The organism is Nocardiopsis sp. NPDC055551, from assembly GCF_053619415.1.
The window spans coordinates 218,915-236,545 of record NZ_JBSHJJ010000005.1 but is presented as its reverse complement, the minus strand read 5'-3'; the positions used below and the strand labels follow the sequence as shown (position 1 = coordinate 236,545).

Sequence of the window (17,631 nt, the reverse complement as noted above, 5' to 3'; positions counted from 1 at the left end):
CGGACCTGCCTGCACTGGGGTCTGCTGCGCGGCCGTGCCTACCTGGACCCTCTCTCCCTGCTGGGACGTGGTGAGGTCCGTCTCCTGCCCGTCCCGGCGACGGCGACGGCGGCCCGGACCGTGTCCGTACGGGGCCGGTACGGACACGGGGCCGAGGGCGGGCGCGGGCACGACCACAGGGTCAGGCGCGCGGGTGGGCCTGTCGGTAGGCGTCACGCAGCCGATCCACCGAGACGTGCGTGTAGATCTGGGTGCTGCGCGGGCTGGCGTGGCCCAGGAACTCCTGCACGCTGCGCAGGTCGGCGCCGCCGTTGAGCAGGTGGGTGGCGGCGCTGTGCCGCAGCCCGTGCGGGCCTCCCTCCACCCCGGCCGCGCGCAGGTGTGCGTACACGTCCTCTCTGGCCTGGCGTACGCCCAGACGTCCGCCGCGGGCACCGAGGAAGAGCGCGTCGGCGCTGCGGGGGTCGGCCATGTCGGGTCGACCACGGGAGATCCAGGCGTCGACCGCGTCCAGGGCGGGCCCACCGACCGGGACGGTGCGTTCCTTGTCGCCCTTGCCCAGCACCCGGACGGTGTCACGGGTTCGATCGAGGTCGGCCCGGTCCAGGGCGCACAGTTCGGCGACCCGGATCCCGGTGGCGTAGAGCAGTTCGACGACGGCGTGGCGGCGCAGCTCCACGGGGGTCTCCGGGGCGGGCCCGGACAGCGCGGAGCGCGCCTGTTCCTCGTCCAGGACCGCCGGCAGGTGGCGCTGCTGGGCAGGAGCGGACAACCGAGGCCCCGGGTCCACCGCCAGGACCCCCTCGCGGTGCAGGTACCGGGTGAGGGCACGCACGGCCGCCACTCGACGGGCGATGGTGGAGCGGCCCGCTCCCGCCTCTCGTGCCTTGGACAGCCAGGCCCGGATCAGGGGGACGTCGAGGTCGGCCGGGCCGGCGTCGTGCTCGTCCAGGTGTGCGAGGAGGGAGCGCAGGTCGGACAGATAACCGCGGACGGTGTGGGGCGAGCGCCCCAGTTCTCCGGTCAGGTGCCCGGCCAGCCGTTCCAGCGCCTGCGGACCGGTCAACCGCGGTCCCGGGGCAGGCAGGCGACGGCGTCGATCTCCACCAGGTAGCGGGGGTGGACCAGGCCGCTCACCTCCACCAGGGTCGCCGCGGGCAGGTGACCGTCGGGCAGGCATTCCAGCAGCGCGGCACGGAAGTCTTCGAGGTCGGTGATGTGGCGCAGGTAGTACGTCAACTTGACCAGGTGGCCCGGCCCCGCCCCGTGCCTGTCGAGGATCTCGGTGAGGTTCTGGAAGATCTGCCGGGTCTGCCCGGTGATGTCGAGGGCGATCTCGCCGTCGGAGGCCTCCGGGATCTGTCCGGAGACGAACAGGAGCGGCCCGTCGGCCAAGAGAGCGTCGCTGTACAGTTCTGCCATGTCGAAACCGTACCCGGGCGGATGTCCGGGTACCCGTCGGGTCGGGGTTCGGCCACGGCGCGGCTTCGGGCCCGGTGACTCATCCGCCCTCCTTTCCGCCGGGCAGGCGCCAGCCGTCGGGGCAGCGTTCGACCATCCCGGCGGCGGCGAGCATCCCCAGGGAGCGCATCGCCCCTTCCAGGCCCTCCCCGCAACGTCTGGCGACCTCGGCGGTGCCCACTCCGCGTCGGTCCACCACCGCGAGCACCCGGGCCGTCTCCGGATCGAGGTCCGCCGGGCCCGGCAGGGAGGTCTCCCCCACGGGAACGATCTGCTCCACCACGTCACCGACCCCGGTGACACAGGTGGCCCGCCCCTCCTTCAGGAGCCGGTGACAGCCCACGGAGGTCGCCGACGTGATCGGCCCCGGCACCGCCATCAGGATCCGGTGCAGATCGTTGGCGTGCGTGGCGGTGTTGAGCGCCCCGCTGCGCCGACCCGCCTCCACCACCACGGTTCCCGGCGTGAGCGCCGCGATGAGCCGGTTGCGGATCAGGAAGTCCTGCGCACGCGGGGAGCGACCGATCGGACGTTCGCTCACCAGTGCCCCCGCCCGGGTCACGTCGGCGAACAGGCCGGCGTGCCCGCGCGGGTAGTCCACGTCCAACCCGCCGGCCAACACCGCGACGGTGTGTCCGGCCGCCAGCGCGGACCGGTGCGCGGCCCCGTCGATGCCGTAGGCGCCCCCGGAGACCACGGTGAAGCCGCGTTCGGCCAACCCGTAGGCGAGTTCGGAGGCCACGTGCTCCCCGTAGGCACTGGCCGCCCTCGCACCGACGATCGCCACCGAACGCAGGCACAGGTTGCGCAGGTCCCCGTGGCCACGGACCCAGAGCCCATAGCAGTCCCGGTCCCCGGGCAGGTTGTCCAGCCGCCCCGGCCATTCGGGGTCTCCTGGAGCGACGAACCGCACCCCGGCCTCCGCCGAGTCCGCGAGCAGGCGATCGACGTCCACACGGACCGCCCGCCGGGCCCAGATCGCCCATCGGGGCGGTGGTTCGCCGTCCCATCCCGGCGGCGGCGCCCCGGCCACCAACTCCGCCCACACCCGCTCCGCCCCGTGCTCAACCAGCAACCGTGCCAGCCAGAGGTCACCGGGCCGCGCCACCGCCGTCAGTCCGGCCCGTGCCCGAGCCGCCTCCTCGTCCCCGCTCACCCCACACCCCTCCCGTCTTGGTCCGTCCCTCGTCCCACATCCGTTTCCGCCGCTCTCCGCCCTCCCGTCGCTCCCCGGTCTTCGCTTCGGTCGCCCGTGGCCGAGTCGATCACCAGGCGCGACCGGACCAGAGGGCGTACGCGTAGGCGGTCTCCTCCTCGCCTGGCCGGTCGCGTCCGGCCAGGTCGGCGAGGGTCCAGGCGACTCTCAGCGCGCGATCGACACCTCGGGCGCTGATCTGTCCGCGGTCCATGGCCAGGCCCAGCACCCGCAGGGCGTTGGGGGCCACCGGGAAGTCGCGGCGCAGTCGGGCGCCCGGGATGGCCGCGTTGGTGTTCCACGGGGTGTCGGCCAGGCGGACGCGAGCGCGGGCGCGGGCCGAGGCGACCCGTTCGGCCACCACCTCGGAGGACTCGGCGAAGGCCCGGTCGGCCAGCAGTTCGGCCCGGGCCACCGGTTGGAGTTCCACCTTGAGGTCGACCCGGTCCAGCAGGGGGCCCGAGACCCGGGAGAAGTACCTCCTGCGCTCCCCCGCCGGGCAGGTGCACAGGTTGCCCGGTTTGGCGCAGGGGCAGGGGTTGGCCGCCATGACCAACTGGAATCGGGCGGGGAAGGCGACGGTGGCGGAGGCCCGGGCGATCACCACCTCGCCTCGTTCGAGGGGTTCGCGCAGGGAGTCCAACACCCCACGACCGAACTGTGGCGCCTCATCGACGAACAGGACGCCCCGATGGGCCTTGGACACCCAACCCGGTCCCGGGTTACCACTACCACCACCGATGATGGCCGCGCGGCTGGAGGTGTGGTGCGGCGCCGCGAAGGGCGCTCGGATGATCATCGGGGCGCCGGACGGAAGCAGGCCGGCCACCGAATGGATGGCGGTGGCCTCCAGCGCCTCGTTCCGGTCGAGCCGAGGCAGCACCGTGGGCAGCCGTTCGGCCAGCAGGCTCTTCCCCGTTCCCGGTGGTCCGAGCATCATCATGTTGTGCCCGCCCGCGGCGGCGATCTCCACCGCCCGGCGAGCCACCGGCTGGCCCAGCACGTCGGACAGGTCCGGACCGTGGTCCTCGACGGCGGGCCCGGTCTCCGCCGGTTCCTCGGGTGGGTCCAGAACCTCACCGCGCAACCAGGAACACACCCCGGCGAGGTCGGCGACGGCGATCACCTCCACACCGGGGACCAGCCGAGCCTCAGCGGCGTTGCCGGTGGCCACCACGAACCGGGTGAATCCCTGCCCGGCGGCGGAGACCACCGCGGGCAGGACCCCGCGGACCGGGCGGGCTCGACCGTCCAGACCGAGTTCGGCGATGAGCACCGTGTCTTCGAGCCGGCCCGCGGGCACCTCACCGGCCGCGGACAACACCGCGCCGGCGATGGCCAGATCGAACAGACTGCCGGACTTGGGCAGGCTGGCCGGGGACAGGCTGATGGTGATCTGGCCGCTGGGCCAGTTCTCGGAACTGTTGGCGACGGCCGCGCGGATGCGATCCCTGGCCTCGCGCAACGCCGCGTCGGGCAGACCGACCAGGGTCACCCCGGGGTCGCCGCCGCCCAGGTGGACCTCCACCTCGACGATGTGCCCCTGCACGCCCAGCAGGGTGACGCAGTGGGTACGGGAGAGCGTCATCAGCGCAGCCCCCGCTCGTGCGACAGGAGCACCCGGCCCCGGTCGAACAGGACGCACACGCCGTCGACCCTGAGCGGGCCCGGGTGACGGCGGTGTGTCAAGGCCCAGGAACGCCCCAACGCCCGCAATCGGCGACGTTTGCGTTCGTCGATGGCCTCCAGCGGGTGGCCGTGGTGGAGGGAACCCCGGGTCTTGACCTCGGCGACCACCAGCACGGGCCCTTCCCGGGCCACGATGTCGATCTCCCCGGCGCCGTTCGGAGCCCGCCAGTTGCGGTCCAAGAGACGCATCCCGGCCCGCTCCAGGTACCGGGCGGCGAGCTCCTCACCGCTCCGGCCCAGGGTGTGCCGGTACTCGGCCCACTGTCGTAGCAAAGCGACCACCTCCCGTTACCACGGTCGGTGATCGCTTCGCTTCGCACCAGAGGGAATTTCCCGCCTGTGGACAACCCCGGGCTCACTCGCCGGGAGGCGGCCCCTCGGTCGGTGGCATCTCCAGGTCGGACTTGGTGATCTCCTCGACGTTGACGTCCTTGAACGTCACCACGCGCACGTTGCGGACGAACCGGGCCGGACGGTACATGTCCCAGACCCAGGCGTCCTCCATCACGACCTCGAAGTACATCTCCCCGTTCTCCGTGGAGCGGGGTTGCAGGTCCACGTGATTGGTGAGGTAGAAACGACGCTCGGTCTCCACCACGTAGCCGAAGAGGCCTACCACATCGCGGTACTCCCGGTAGAGCTGCAGCTCCATCTCGGCCTCGTACTTCTCCAGGTCCTCAGAACTCATCCGCTCGCTCGCTTTCGTCAGCACTCTCCGGTCGTGATGTGCCGGTCCTCCGACCGTGGACACCGCCGCCACCCGACTTCGTTCCCGTCGGGGAGGCGGACCACGCGTTCGGAGAACGCCGATACGATCCCAGATCCATCATGCGTCACGGAACGCGCTTTTGCGCACCGTCGAACGGATTTCCTTCGACTCTTCGGTCACCCGACCCCGTCCGAAGGTCCTCTGACGTCGAGCCGGTGGGCCCACCCCTACTCGGATTCGAGTTCCTCGAAGGCCGGCGGAACGCTCAGCGCACCGGCCTGGCCGAACGGCCAGATGATGACGAACGCCCGCCCCACCACGTGGTCGATCGGGACGGCGCCGCCACCTGGGTTGTTCTGGTTGGCGCGCGAGTCGTGCGAGATGGCACGGTGATCGCCCATCAGCCACAGGTGGTCCTCGGGGACCTCGATGGGCCCGAACTCGGTGTGACTCTCCACGCTGCCCGGGTAGAGGTAGGCCTCCTCGTCGAGGGGCTCGCCGTTGACCAGCAGACGGTTCTGCTCGTCACAGCACTCCACCGTGTCCCCCGGCAGGCCGATGACCCGCTTGATGTACTCCTTGCCGGAGGGCGCGGCACCGAGTTGCTGCTGCACCCAGGTGAACGCGCCGCTGACCGGGTTGGTGGGCTCGGGGATCTCCACGGTGTTCGGATCGTCCCACGACCCGTCGCCGTTGAAGACGATGACCTCACCGCGCTCGATGTCCCGAACCTGGTAAACGACCTTGTTGACGAGGACCCGGTCGCCGACGAGCAGGGTGTTCTCCATCGATGTGGAGGGAATGTAGAACGCCTGCATCAACCAGGTTCTGATCACGAACGCGAGAACCAACGCGATCACGATCAGAATGGGCAGTTCCTTCCAGAACGACCCCTTCTTGGCACTGTTCTGGGACTTGCTCATCGCCGCTTCCGCCTTCTCCTCCGACTCCTGATCCTCGGCTGCGGAGACACCACTGGCTCCCAGACCATCGTGGGTCTGGGAGCCAGTGGCGGAGCCTTGCTCCTCCGGGCCGGGCCGGGCGGAATCCTCGTCTTGGACCCCGTCCGTACCGAGGCCCTTCTCGTCTTCGTCCATCGGCCGAAAGCCTATCCTGCCTCCCACCTGGGCGGCACGGTTCCGGCCGGATGCGGTTACGAGAAGTGAGGTTACTTGGTGACGGGCTCGCGGCGCTCGCGGATACGAGCGGCCTTCCCGCGCAGCTCGCGCAGGTAGTACAGCTTGGCGCGACGCACGCGACCGCGGGCGGCGACCTCGTACTTCTCGATGGCCGGGGTGTGGATCGGGAAGGTACGCTCCACGCCCACGCCGTAGCTCACCTTGCGGATGGTGAAGGTCTCGCGGCTGCCCGCGCCCTGTCGGCGGATCACGACACCCTTGAAGACCTGGACACGGGTGCGGCTGCCCTCCGTCACGCGAACGTGGACGTTGAGGGTGTCACCCGGACGGAACTCCGGGATGTCGGTGCGAAGCTGAGCCTTCTCAAGCTCCTGAATGACGGTGTGCATCTCGCGAATCCTCATCGATAGCGCGCCGCGTCCTGCCCCTCGGCTGTTCCGAGGAGGGGGTTCGCGGGCGAGGCCCTATTGGGTCTGAACTGTGGAACCACCCGGTGACCGACACAGAGGCCGACGTCGTACCGCCGGCATGCGGATGCCTTGGGGTCACCGAGGGGGAACCCTCCCAGTTTGCCATATCCTCCGCGGCCACTCGAACCAACGGCGGTGTGGCCTTGGTGATCCTCCCGAAGGCCCGCCCCGAACCCGCCCGAAGTCCCGAGGGCCCCCGCTCAGTCCCCCGCTCAGTCCTGCGTCGTCTCCTCGGCGAGCACCTCGCGGTCGCGCTTGTCGAGGTTCTCGTCGGGGGTGGCGGCGATCAGGTCGGGACGGTTGCGCCCGGTCTTGCGCAGCGCCTGGTCACGGCGCCACCGGTCCACCGCTCCGTGGTTTCCGGACAGCAGTACCGCCGGGACCTCCTGGTCGCGCCAGACGTGCGGTTTGGTGTACACCGGGCCCTCGACCAGCCGTTCCATGCCGCCCGAGGCGAAGGAATCCTGGACGTGGGACTCGCGGTTGCCGAGCACCCCCGGCAACAGCCGGGTGATCGCCTCCACGATGACCAACGTCGCGGACTCGCCCCCGTTGAGGACGTAGTCGCCGATACTGATCTCCTCGACCGGCATCCGGCCGGCCGCGTCCACCGCCACCCGGGAGTCGATCCCCTCGTACCGGCCGCAGCCGAACACCAGGTTCTCCTCACCGGCCAGACGCTCGGCGTCGGCCTGGGTGAAGGGGCGTCCACTGGGGGTGGGCAGGATCAGCCTGGCCGGCCGGTCCGCGATGACCTCGTCGAGCGCCTCCCCCCACGGTTCGGGCTTCATCACCATGCCGGGGCCGCCCCCATAGGGGGTGTCGTCGACGGTGTTGTGCCGGTCGTGGGTCCAGGAGCGCAGGTCGTGGACGCGCACGTCGAGGAGGCCCGCGGTACGGGCCTTGCCGATCAGGGACAGGTCCAGGGGGGCGAAGTAGTCGGGGAAGATGCTGATGATGTCGATGCGCACGGCGTACTCGGTCTCGTTCGCTCGGCGACCGGGCGGCTTCGGCCGCTCAGTCGTTGGTGTGGAGGTCGAGCAGGCCGGGCGGCGGGTCCAGCGTGATCCGCCCCGCGGTCACGTCCACCTCGGGGACGATCGGGGCGACGAACGGCACGAGGACCTCGTGGCCGGCCTCCGCGGTGATCACCAGCACGTCCTGGGCGTAGTGGAGGACGTCGTCGACCGTTCCGATGGTCGTGCCGTCGGTGGCGACCGCGGTCAGACCGATGAGCTCGTGGTCGTGGAACTCGTCCGGATCGTCCAGGGGCGCGATGTCCTCGGAGTCCACCAGGAGGGCGGTGCCGCGCAGCGCCTCGGCGGCGTCGCGGTCGGCCATGCCCTTGAAACGGACGAGCAGCTTCCCGCTGTGTCGACGGATCGAGGCGATGGTGAGTGGTCCCACCGACCCGGGGTCGGTGTTCAGGACGGCGCCCTCCACGAACCGGGCCTCGGGGTCGTCGGTGCGCACCTCGACGGCCACGTCGCCGCGGATGCCGTGCGCACGGCCGATCCGGCCCACCACGAGTCGCATGAGTCCTTTTTCCTTCGATCGATACCGGCCCGGGAGCTCGACCGGGCGCCTCGGTGGCGCCTTGGAAGGCTTCGGGGAAAACCGTGCCCGGGCGCCCCACAGGGGTGCCCGGGCACGGGTGTGGGGCACCGACCTCTCGGCCGGCGCCCCGGGAGGCGCGTCAGCGCACTTCGTGCAGGTCCAGCAGGTCCACACGCACGTAACGACCACCGGCGAGCGCGCCGATGATGGTACGCAGTGCCTTGGCGGTGCGGCCGTTGCGACCGATCACCTTGCCCAAGTCGTCAGGGTGGACCCGGACCTCCAGGACCTTGCCCTTGCGGAGCCGCTTGGCTCTCACCTGGACGTCCTCGGAGTTCGCAACGATCCCCTTCACGAGGTGCTCAAGCGCCTCTTCCAGCACGATCAGGCCTCGCCCTCGGACTTCTTCTCGGCCTCGGCGTCCTCAGCCGGCTTCTCGGCCGGCTTCTCCGCCTTCTTCTCGGCCTTCTTGGTCTTCTTCTCCTGACCGGGGAGCACGAGCTCCTTCAGCGCGGCCTGGAAGGCGGCCTCCTTGGCCTCCGGGTCCTTGGCCTCGGCGACCTGGAGCGGAGCCGGAGCCTGCAGGCCCTTGAACTTCTGCCAGTCACCGGTCTTGCGCAGGAGGACCTTCACCGCGTCGGACGGCTGAGCGCCGACGGAGAGCCAGTACTGGGCCCGCTCGGAGTCGATCTCGATGAGACTCGGGTGCTCCTTGGGGTGGTACTTGCCGATCTCCTCGATCGCCTTGCCGTCACGCTTGTTGCGGGCGTCGGCGACGATGACACGGTACTGCGGCGTACGAATCTTGCCCATACGCTTGAGCTTCAGTTTGACAGCCACTGGAGTGGTCTTCTCCCGAAAACGGTGTTAGCGCCTGACCGGCGACCCACGTGGGGTTGTGGAACCCGTCGAGGCAGGACATGAGCGGCGGACTAGTTAGAGGGCCGGCCCACCGCCGTTAGTCGACTCCTCATTGTGCCAGACGCCGGCGGGTTCCTCGGCCAGGACCACGGACGAGTCCGGTCACATTCGAAAGCGCGGCCATCCCCCTTCGTGGGGAACGGCCGCGCCACCGATCACTTGTCGTCGTTCTTACCGAACTTGAAGTCCGAGAGGTCCGGCATGTTCGGTCCACCGAAGGCGGGCGGGAGGCTGGGCTGCTGCCCACCGCCGCCGCCCAGGCCCGGGGGCAGCTGCGGTGTCTGCGGCCCCTCCTCCTGGCGGCGCTGCCGCTCGGCGGCGCGCTCGGCCTCCTGCTGACGGGCCTTCATCGGGTTGCCGCTGCGCTGCTTGCCCTTCTTCGGCTTCTTGCCCTTCTTGGCCTTCTTGCCGCCGCCACCCGGCATGCCCGGCATCCCGGGCATCCCCGGCATGCCGCCGCCGCTCTTCATCTTGCGCATCATCTTCTGCGCCTCGAAGAAGCGGGTGACCATGCCGTTGACGTCGCCGACCTGGGTACCCGAACCGTTGGCGATGCGCAGCCGGCGCGACCCGTTGATCATCTTGGGGTTGGTGCGCTCGGCGGGGGTCATCGACTGGATGATCGCCTGGATGCGGTCCAGGGACTTGTCGTCGATGTTGTCGATCTGCTCGCGCATCTGGCCCATGCCGGGCATCATCCCGAGCAGGTTGCCGATGGGGCCGAGCTTGCGGACCATCTTCATCTGTTCGAGGAAGTCGTCGAGCGTGAAGTCCTCGTCCGAGGCCATGGTCGAGGCCATCTTCTCGACCTCGGCCTCGTCGAACGTGCGCTGGGCCTGTTCGATGAGGGTGAGGACGTCGCCCATGTCCAGGATGCGCGAGGCCATCCGGTCCGGGTGGAAGAGGTCGAAGTCCTCGAGTTTCTCGCCGGTGGACGCGAACATGATCGGGCGGCCGGTGAGGTGCCGGATCGACAGGGCCGCACCACCACGGGCGTCACCGTCGAGCTTGGTGAGCGCCACCGCGTCGTAGCCGACGCCGTCGAGGAAGGACTGCGCGGTGTTGACCGCGTCCTGACCGATCATCGCGTCGACGACGAAGATGATCTCGTCGGGCTCGACCGCGTCACGGATGTCCGCCGCCTGCTGCATCATCTCGGTGTCCACACCGAGGCGGCCGGCGGTGTCGATGATGACGACGTTGTGGTTGTTGCGCCGCGCGTGCTCGATCGACTCGCGCGCGACCTGAACCGGGTCGCCCACTCCGTTGCCGGGTTCGGGCGCGAACACCTGGGTGCCCGCGCGCTCACCGACCACCTGGAGCTGCGTGACGGCGTTGGGACGCTGGAGGTCGGCGGCCACCAGCAGCGGGGTGTTGCGGTCGTCCGACAACCACTTGGCGAGCTTGCCCGCCAGGGTGGTCTTACCCGCGCCCTGAAGACCCGCGAGCATGATCACGGTGGGGGGCGTCTTCGCGAAGCGGATCTGCCGCGTCTCGCCACCGAGGATCTCGACCAGTTCCTCGTTGACGATCTTGATGACCTGTTGGGCGGGGTTGAGGGCCTTGGAGACCTCTTCGCCGCGGGCGCGCTCCTTGATCCGCGCGATGAACTCGCGGACCACGGGTAGTGCGACGTCCGCTTCGAGCAGCGCGAGACGGATCTCGCGCGCGGTCGCGTTGATGTCCTCTTCGGAGAGGCGCCCCTTGCCGCGCAGCGAGGAGAAGACCGATGTCAGCCGGTCGGAAAGCGTCTCGAACACGAGTTCAGCCAGTCCTTCGTATCGGGAATGGCTTCCTAGCCTACCCGCACGTCGCCACCTGGGGCGCTGTGCGGGCGGGCGCGGCAGCCGGACGTTGGAGGGGCGGGAACCTTCGGTCCCCGCCCCGGTTCACGGGAGGGCTACGAGGGCTACTGGCCCTCCTCACCCTCCCCGGCGCCCTCTTCCGCGCCTTCCTCGGTTCCGTCCTCGGCGCCCTCTTCACCGGTGTCCTCGCCACCGGAGAGAGTGGCCTCATGCTGTTCGTTGACGGCGGCGATCATCTCCTCCTGCTGGGTGGAGGTCAGCCCACGGGTGGACAGAACGGCGTCGGCGTCGATGTTGTACTCCTCGGGGTCGGAGCTGGTGACGTCGTAGTCGACCCCGCAGGACAGGTCCAGGGTGCCGCCGGCCTCCAGCGCGCCGGACTCCGAGCACTCCTGGTCGCCGAGTTCCTCGTTGGCGAAGGTGACGTCCATGCGCACCAGGACGGTGCCGCTGCCGTTGTCACCGGCGTCGTGCACGGTGCCGGACCAGGTGCAGCTGGGCCCCTCGTCGCAGCTCATGCCGGCCTCGCCGTCCCAGGCCGCCTCGACCCGGGCGTCGCGAGAGGAACCGAGTTCCTCTTCCACGGCGGTGGCCAGGCCGGTGTAGAGCTCCTCCACCGCGGGTTCCTCGGCCGCTGCCAAGTCCAGGCGTACCTGGGGACCGCTCTCGGCGCCCTCGGGGACCAGTTCCTCGATCGCGATGCGCAGGACCTGGTTGGTCTCGGCGTCGATCCACAGCTGGTTGCGTTCGCCGGCGAGGTCGACCCGGTAGGCACGCGTGCCGTCCAGGTCCTCCTCCACCGCCTCGTCGCTCTCCAGTTCCATCGCCCCGAGGGTCTCGGCGAGCGAGGGCGGAGCGAGCGTGCTGGAGGGGTTGAGTCCGGCCTGCGCGGGCGAGGAACGCACCCAATTGCCCTCGAAGGCGTCGCTGTCGGGACCGAAGACGCTCCGGTCCAGCCAGAACTCCTCGTCGGCGCGCAGGAACAGCTTGCTGTCCGCGGCGAGTACCTCGGCCTCGGCACCGTTGACCTGGAAGGTGCCGCGGGTGGCCCCACCGTCGGCGACGGTGAGCTCGGTCTCCTGTACGTCCGCGCCGACACTGGCGGCGATCTGCCCGGTCGCGACCACGGCCGGGTAGTCGGCCAGGGCGGTCAGGGCCTCCTCCAGCAAGGGCGCGGCGTCGACGGGTTCCGCGGTCTCGGTGGCGGGCTCCTCCGCCTCGTCACCGCCACCGGAGCACGCGGCCAGTCCCAGCGCGGCGATGGTTCCCACCGCGGCGAGCGTGAACCGTCCGCCCCTGTGACCCCTTTTTCGAGTAACCGGCGCCATCTTGCCTCCTGCCCCCATCGGCTGAGGGGTGCTGATACGAATCGGCGTTGAAGTGAGTCATCGGGGAGGGATCGGGCTCTTGGCGGCCCGGCCTACCGTTCCCCGGCACGTGGTGAATCGGTGCGTGTTCCGTCGATGTCCCGGCGTATGCGGGAAGGGACCGTCGCACCGCTTCGAAAGGGTACCGAACCCAGACACGGGTCACTGCCAACAGTGCCACTTGATTACGTACACATATCCGACAAGCTGGGAGAACCGACGCCCGAAAAACCCCGGCATGCCCGTTTCGGACACATGGACGGGGCCGACGGGTCATGCCCGTCGGCCCCTGGATCGCCTCACCGCGTCAACGGATCGAGACCCTCACCTCGACGTTGAGGTCAGGCATCGACCCGCGGTGAGGTCGTCTCCCCACCCGGAGGCGTCGGAGAGGAGACCGCTTCCGGAGTTTCCGTGGCCAACGCGTCGAGCTCGTCGAAGGCGTAGGCCGATTCGGCGTGCAACTCGTGATCGAGGCCGTTGGTCTCGACCTCCTCGGGAAGACGGAAGCCGATGATGAGGTCGATCACCTTGGCGATGACCCACGTGAGGACGAACGTGTAGATCGTGACGCCGAGGACCGAGATGGTCTGGGCGGCCAGGAGGCCCGCTCCCCCGCCGGTGAACAGACCGGCGTCGCCGCCACCGGGCACCGCCGAGGAGGCGAAGAACCCGAGGGCCAGACAGCCGATCACGCCGCCGACCATGTGGAGCCCGACCACGTCCAGGGCGTCGTCGTACTTGAACCGGAACTTGAGGCTGATGGCGTAGGCGCACACGGCACCGGACAGGGCACCGACGAGTATCGCGCCGACCGGGGTGACGTTGGCGGCCGACGGGGTGATCGCGACCAGACCGGCGATGGCGCCGGAGGCGAAACCGAGGGCGCTGACCCTGCCGTAGCGGAGGCGCTCGACCAGCATCCACGCGGCGGTGGCGGCGGCGGTGGCGACCTGGGTGTTGACCAGGGCCAGGGCGGCCTGCTCGTTGGCGGCGTAGGCGGAACCGCCGTTGAAGCCGAACCAGCCGAACCACAGGAGCGCGACGCCCAGCAGGACGAACGGCAGGTTGTGCGGGCGCGTGGACTCCGAGCCGAAGCCCTTGCGTCGGCCCAGGACCAGGACCAGCGCGAGCGCCGCCGCGCCGGCGTTGATGTGGACGGCGGTTCCACCGGCGAAGTCGATGACCTCGGGCAGCCCGGTCCACTCGTGCATGCGCGCGACCCAGCCGCCGCCCCAGACCCAGTGGGCGACGGGGAAGTAGACCAGGAGCGCCCACACCGGGGCGAAGAGCAGCCAGGCGCCGAACTTGGCGCGGTCGGCGATGGCCCCGCTGATCAGGGCCACGGTGATGACCGCGAACATCAGCTGGAAGCCGGCGTCGACGAGCAGCGGGTAGCCGCCCTCACCGTCGGCGGCCGGCTCGACCTCGGTCATGATCCCGGTCAGTCCGACGTAGTCGAAGCCGCCGATGAACAGGTCCAGGGCACCGTGGCCGGGAGCGTAGGTCAACGAGTGCCCGATGAGCACCCACAGGACGCTGACGATCGCGATGCTGCTGAAGCTCATGAGCATCATGTTGAGGACGCTCTTGGCCCGCGACATGCCTCCGTAGAAGAACGCCAGGCCCGGGGTCATGAGCATCACCAGCGCGGCGCTCATCAGCAGCCACGCGGTATTGCCGGTGTCGATCATTTCGTCGCCTCCATGGGATGGACGGGTGAGGTCGTCTTTCGACGAGGGCACCGGTCGGCGAGCGCGTCTTCGGGCCCGTCTCGGATCACCACGGCGACAACGGTCCATCTCCGGTGTTACCCATCGGAGCCCCACGTGTTGCGCGGGCGTAAAAGGACCGCGGACGGTGTTACGGAGCGGTGAAGCGGAGGCGCGAAGAGGCCGGCGCACCCGCTGGTGCGCCGGCCTCTTCGGTGGGTTCGTGTGGGTTCGGGACTCAGCCCAGGATCGCGTCCACGAAGACCTCGGGGTCGAAGGGCGCCAGGTCGTCGGGGCCCTCCCCCAGCCCGACGAGCTTGACCGGGACGCCCAGCTCACGCTGGACCTGGACGATGATGCCGCCCTTGGCGGTGCCGTCGAGCTTGGTCAGGGCGATGCCGGAGACGTTCACGACCTCGGCGAACACCCGCGCCTGGCGCAGGCCGTTCTGTCCGGTGGTCGCGTCCAGGACGAGGAGGACCTCGTCGACCTGGGACTTCTTCTCCACCACGCGCTTGACCTTGCCGAGCTCGTCCATGAGCCCGGTCTTGGTGTGCAGGCGTCCGGCCGTGTCGATGATGACGGTGTCGGCCCCGTCCTCGATTCCACGGGCGACCGCGTCGAAGGCGACGCTGGCGGGGTCGGCGCCCTCCTCCTTGCGCACGACCGGGGCGCCGACCCGGGAACCCCAGGTCTGGAGCTGTTCGCCGGCTGCCGCGCGGAAGGTGTCGGCGGCGCCCAGGACCACGCTGCGACCGTCACCGACCAGGGCACGGGCGAGCTTGCCGGTGGTGGTGGTCTTGCCGGTGCCGTTGACTCCCACGACCATGACCACGGCCGGGCGGTCGCCGTGCGGCGTGGTGCGCACGACACGGTCGGTGCCGGCACCGATCTGTTCGAGGAGTTCGTCGCGGAGCAGGCTCCGCACCTCCTCGGTGTCACGGGTGCCGAGCACCTTGACCCGGGTGCGCAGGTTCTCCACGATCTGGGTGGCCGAGGTCACGCCGATGTCAGCGGTGATCAGCGTGTCCTCGATCTCCTCCCAGGTGTCCTCGTCGAGGTTCTTGGCGGAGAGCAGGTTGAGCAATCCCTGGCCGAGAGAGCTCTGGGAACGGGCCAATCGGGCCCGCAGGCGGACCATGCGTCCCTCTGACGGGGGCGGGGTCTCGATCTCGGGTTCGGCGGGGGCGGCGGGGGCCTCGGGTTCGGCCTCCTCCGCCGGAGGCGCGTGGGCGGGGGGCGTGCGTACCGTCCCCTCGTCCCGTTCCCGGTCCTCCTCCGGTGCGGGCGCCTTAGGGGTGTCGGTGACCTCGGGCTTGGTCTCCTCCTTGCCCGGCGCGACCGAGCTTCGGGTCCTGACCAGGAAGAACCCGCCGACCACCAGGAGGGCGACGACGACGATGATGCTTACGAGCAAGGTGATGTCCATAGCGTGAGCCAGTCTTCCAGAGTGTCCGACGCGTTCGCATCACGTCCGGTCCACCGGGCACGGCCCGGGACGGGGCTCAGGTACCGCGATGGCGTGTGGTGCGCAGGATGAGCACGAAGAACGGTGCTCCGAGGAAGGCGGTGACCACGCCGATGGGCAGTTCCGCGGGGGCGACGATCGTGCGCGCCACGATGTCGACGGTGACGAGGAAGGCACCGCCGGCCAACACGGTGACCGGCAGGATCGCCCGATAGTTGGAGCCGACCAGGCGGCGCACGATGTGCGGCACGACGATGCCGACGAACCCGATGAGTCCGCTCACCGACACGGCGGCCGCGGTGGCAAGGGACGCGGCGGCGATGACGACCAGGCGCACCGCGGCCGGGTTGAGGCCGAGGCTGACGGCCTTGTCGTCGCCCAGCGCCAGCATGTCCAGCAGGTAACCGGACAGCAGCAGCACGGCCAGTCCCACCGCGGCGTAGGGGGCGATGAGCCGCACGTCGTCCCAGCCGCCCCGGCCGAGGCCACCGAGCAGCCACGCGTAGATGCGTTGGAGCTGGTCGATCCCCATCTGTTGGACGAGGGTCTGCGCCGCGGACAGGAAGGAGGAGACGGCCACCCCGGCGAGCACCAGAGCGGCGGTGCCCCCTCCTCCGGCGGTGGAACCGAGCGCGTAGGCGGCGGCCACCCCCAGGAGCGCGCCGACGAAGGCCGCCACGGGGACCAGCGCCCGGGGGTCGGCGACGAGGTCGCCGCCGAACACCATGACCATGGTGGCTCCCAGCCCGGCGCCGGCGGCGGCACCGAGCAGGAAGGGGTCGGCCAGTGGATTGCGGAAGACCCCTTGGTAGGCGCCGCCCGCGGTGGCCAGGAGTGCGCCGACGATCGCGCCCATCACCACTCGGGGCAGGCGCAGCTCCATGAGCAGTGCCTCCTGCCGTTCGGTCAGGGGTGACTCCACCCAGCCGAAGGGCAGGAGACCGACGAAGTGGCGGAGGATGTCGGTGGCGGTCAGGGAGGCCGCCCCGGCCGAGACGCCGAACACCGCGGCCGTGCACAGCACGACCACGCCGGCCAGCAACCACCCGAACGGGACCCCGAAGCCCTTCACCGCCCTACCTCCGCCCTTCCTCTACTCGCCCGCGCTCTGCTGGACGGCTTCGCCGACGGTCTCGGCGAAGTCGACCACACGCGGTCCCCAGCGGGAGGAGGTGTCCTCGTCGAGCAGGTGCACGGCGTCGTTCTCGACCGCGGTGACGGTGTCGAAGGCGGGGCGTTCGGCCACGTCCTCGACGGCGGACTCGTCGCCGTAGGACAGGAAGATCAGGTCCGGGTTCTCCTCCACCACGAACTCGGTGGACAGCTGCGGGTAGCCGCCGCTCTCGGTGTCGTCCGTCTGGTCGGCGATGTTCACCAGGCCGAACGCGTCGTAGACCTGACCGACGAAGGTGGCGGAGGTGACGGAGAACAGGGTGTCGTCGAGCTCGTGGTAGAAGGTGAGTTCGGTGTCACCCAGGGCTCCGCAGGCCTCTTCGACGACGGCGTTGAAATCGGTCTCGACCCGGTCGGCCTCCGCGTCGGCCTCCTCCGTCTTGCCGGTGACCTCGCCGAGCAGGCGGATCTGGGCGTAGACGTCCTCCAGGTCGGCGGCGTCGCCCAGCACGAGCGTGGGGATGTCCACGGCGTCGAGCTGCTCCACGCTGTCGATGGCGCTGTCGGAGAGGATGACCAGGTCGGGGTCGTACTCGCTGATGGCCTCGACGCTGGGGGTGTAGCCGCTGAGGTCCGTGGTGGGGGCCTCTTCGGGGTAGTAGGAGTACTCGTCGACCGCCTCGACCTGGTCGCCGGCGTCGATGGCGAAGAGGGACTCGGTGGTGCTGGGGGAGAGCGAGACGATGCGCTCGGGCGCCTCTTCCAGGGTGACCTCGCCGACGGAGTCGTCGACGGTGACCGGGAAGGTGCCGTCACCGATCTCGGTACGCTCGGCGGGCTCGGGGACACCGCACTCCGCCGACGCGGTCTCGGTGGTCTCCTCCGTGTTCTCCGGTTCGGGGTCGTCCGTACCGCAGGCGGTGAGGGCGAGCGTGGCGCCCAAGAGGGCGATGGGAAGCTGGCGGGCGATCCGCACGGTGCTCCTTCGAGTGCGTGCGGGGAGGAGCACGGCCCAGATCGGGACG

The 17,631-nt window shown here is 70.0% G+C and carries 18 protein-coding genes; all 18 read right to left on the bottom strand.

From position 1 onward, the window contains the following. Nucleotides 1–181 precede the first annotated feature (181 nt). Nucleotides 182–1,066, bottom strand: coding sequence for a tyrosine recombinase XerC (locus ACWGSK_RS11470; RefSeq protein WP_358515212.1), 885 nt, complete (start codon nucleotides 1,064–1,066; stop codon nucleotides 182–184). Beyond that, the gene (locus ACWGSK_RS11465) at nucleotides 1,063–1,422 is read right to left on the bottom strand and encodes a RidA family protein (RefSeq protein ID WP_358515209.1); all 360 of its coding nucleotides are present in this window, start codon (nucleotides 1,420–1,422) and stop codon (nucleotides 1,063–1,065) included. The genes ACWGSK_RS11470 and ACWGSK_RS11465 overlap by 4 nt, the downstream gene beginning before the upstream one ends. A gap of 79 nt (nucleotides 1,423–1,501) precedes the next feature. After that, nucleotides 1,502–2,617, bottom strand: coding sequence for a DNA-processing protein DprA (gene dprA, locus ACWGSK_RS11460; protein WP_358515206.1), 1,116 nt, complete (start codon nucleotides 2,615–2,617; stop codon nucleotides 1,502–1,504). Between the two features lie 109 nt (nucleotides 2,618–2,726). Continuing rightward, nucleotides 2,727–4,244, bottom strand: a complete 1,518-nt coding sequence (locus tag ACWGSK_RS11455) for a YifB family Mg chelatase-like AAA ATPase (RefSeq protein ID WP_358515203.1) — start codon at nucleotides 4,242–4,244, stop codon at nucleotides 2,727–2,729. Further along, complete coding sequence (locus ACWGSK_RS11450) at nucleotides 4,244–4,618, bottom strand: YraN family protein (protein ID WP_358515200.1); 375 nt, start codon at nucleotides 4,616–4,618, stop codon at nucleotides 4,244–4,246. The genes ACWGSK_RS11455 and ACWGSK_RS11450 overlap by 1 nt, the downstream gene beginning before the upstream one ends. An 82-nt stretch (nucleotides 4,619–4,700) precedes the next feature. After that, nucleotides 4,701–5,033 (bottom strand): DUF2469 domain-containing protein, encoded by a 333-nt coding sequence (locus tag ACWGSK_RS11445; RefSeq protein WP_304072742.1) that lies wholly within the window; start codon nucleotides 5,031–5,033, stop codon nucleotides 4,701–4,703. A gap of 248 nt (nucleotides 5,034–5,281) precedes the next feature. Next, a complete protein-coding gene (gene lepB / locus ACWGSK_RS11440; RefSeq protein ID WP_358515197.1) occupies nucleotides 5,282–6,151 on the bottom strand; it encodes a signal peptidase I in 870 nt (289 codons plus the stop codon). A 71-nt stretch (nucleotides 6,152–6,222) separates the two neighbouring features. Beyond that, entirely contained in the window at nucleotides 6,223–6,582 is a 360-nt protein-coding gene (rplS, locus tag ACWGSK_RS11435; RefSeq protein WP_358515194.1) for a 50S ribosomal protein L19, read from the bottom strand. 293 nt (nucleotides 6,583–6,875) lie between these two features. After that, complete coding sequence (gene trmD, locus ACWGSK_RS11430; protein ID WP_358515191.1) at nucleotides 6,876–7,634, bottom strand: tRNA (guanosine(37)-N1)-methyltransferase TrmD; 759 nt, start codon at nucleotides 7,632–7,634, stop codon at nucleotides 6,876–6,878. Between the two features lie 46 nt (nucleotides 7,635–7,680). Next, nucleotides 7,681–8,199 (bottom strand): ribosome maturation factor RimM, encoded by a 519-nt coding sequence (rimM, locus tag ACWGSK_RS11425; protein ID WP_358515188.1) that lies wholly within the window; start codon nucleotides 8,197–8,199, stop codon nucleotides 7,681–7,683. A gap of 160 nt (nucleotides 8,200–8,359) precedes the next feature. Then, on the bottom strand, nucleotides 8,360–8,602 hold the full coding sequence (locus ACWGSK_RS11420) for an RNA-binding protein (protein ID WP_067601808.1): 243 nt from the start codon (nucleotides 8,600–8,602) through the stop codon (nucleotides 8,360–8,362). A 2-nt stretch (nucleotides 8,603–8,604) separates the two neighbouring features. Beyond that, a complete protein-coding gene (gene rpsP / locus ACWGSK_RS11415) occupies nucleotides 8,605–9,060 on the bottom strand; it encodes a 30S ribosomal protein S16 (RefSeq protein WP_067601811.1) in 456 nt (151 codons plus the stop codon). A 236-nt stretch (nucleotides 9,061–9,296) separates the two neighbouring features. Beyond that, complete coding sequence (ffh, locus tag ACWGSK_RS11410; protein ID WP_358515185.1) at nucleotides 9,297–10,901, bottom strand: signal recognition particle protein; 1,605 nt, start codon at nucleotides 10,899–10,901, stop codon at nucleotides 9,297–9,299. A gap of 149 nt (nucleotides 10,902–11,050) precedes the next feature. Continuing rightward, nucleotides 11,051–12,274, bottom strand: coding sequence for a hypothetical protein (locus ACWGSK_RS11405; protein ID WP_452455785.1), 1,224 nt, complete (start codon nucleotides 12,272–12,274; stop codon nucleotides 11,051–11,053). A 380-nt stretch (nucleotides 12,275–12,654) separates the two neighbouring features. Further along, on the bottom strand, nucleotides 12,655–14,007 hold the full coding sequence (locus tag ACWGSK_RS11400; protein ID WP_452455784.1) for an ammonium transporter: 1,353 nt from the start codon (nucleotides 14,005–14,007) through the stop codon (nucleotides 12,655–12,657). Nucleotides 14,008–14,263: 256 nt separating this feature from the next. Continuing rightward, entirely contained in the window at nucleotides 14,264–15,454 is a 1,191-nt protein-coding gene (ftsY, locus tag ACWGSK_RS11395; protein ID WP_358515177.1) for a signal recognition particle-docking protein FtsY, read from the bottom strand. A 76-nt stretch (nucleotides 15,455–15,530) separates the two neighbouring features. After that, on the bottom strand, nucleotides 15,531–16,565 hold the full coding sequence (locus tag ACWGSK_RS11390; RefSeq protein WP_358515174.1) for a FecCD family ABC transporter permease: 1,035 nt from the start codon (nucleotides 16,563–16,565) through the stop codon (nucleotides 15,531–15,533). Between the two features lie 21 nt (nucleotides 16,566–16,586). Beyond that, nucleotides 16,587–17,582, bottom strand: coding sequence for an ABC transporter substrate-binding protein (locus ACWGSK_RS11385; RefSeq protein ID WP_358515171.1), 996 nt, complete (start codon nucleotides 17,580–17,582; stop codon nucleotides 16,587–16,589). Nucleotides 17,583–17,631 lie beyond the last annotated feature (49 nt).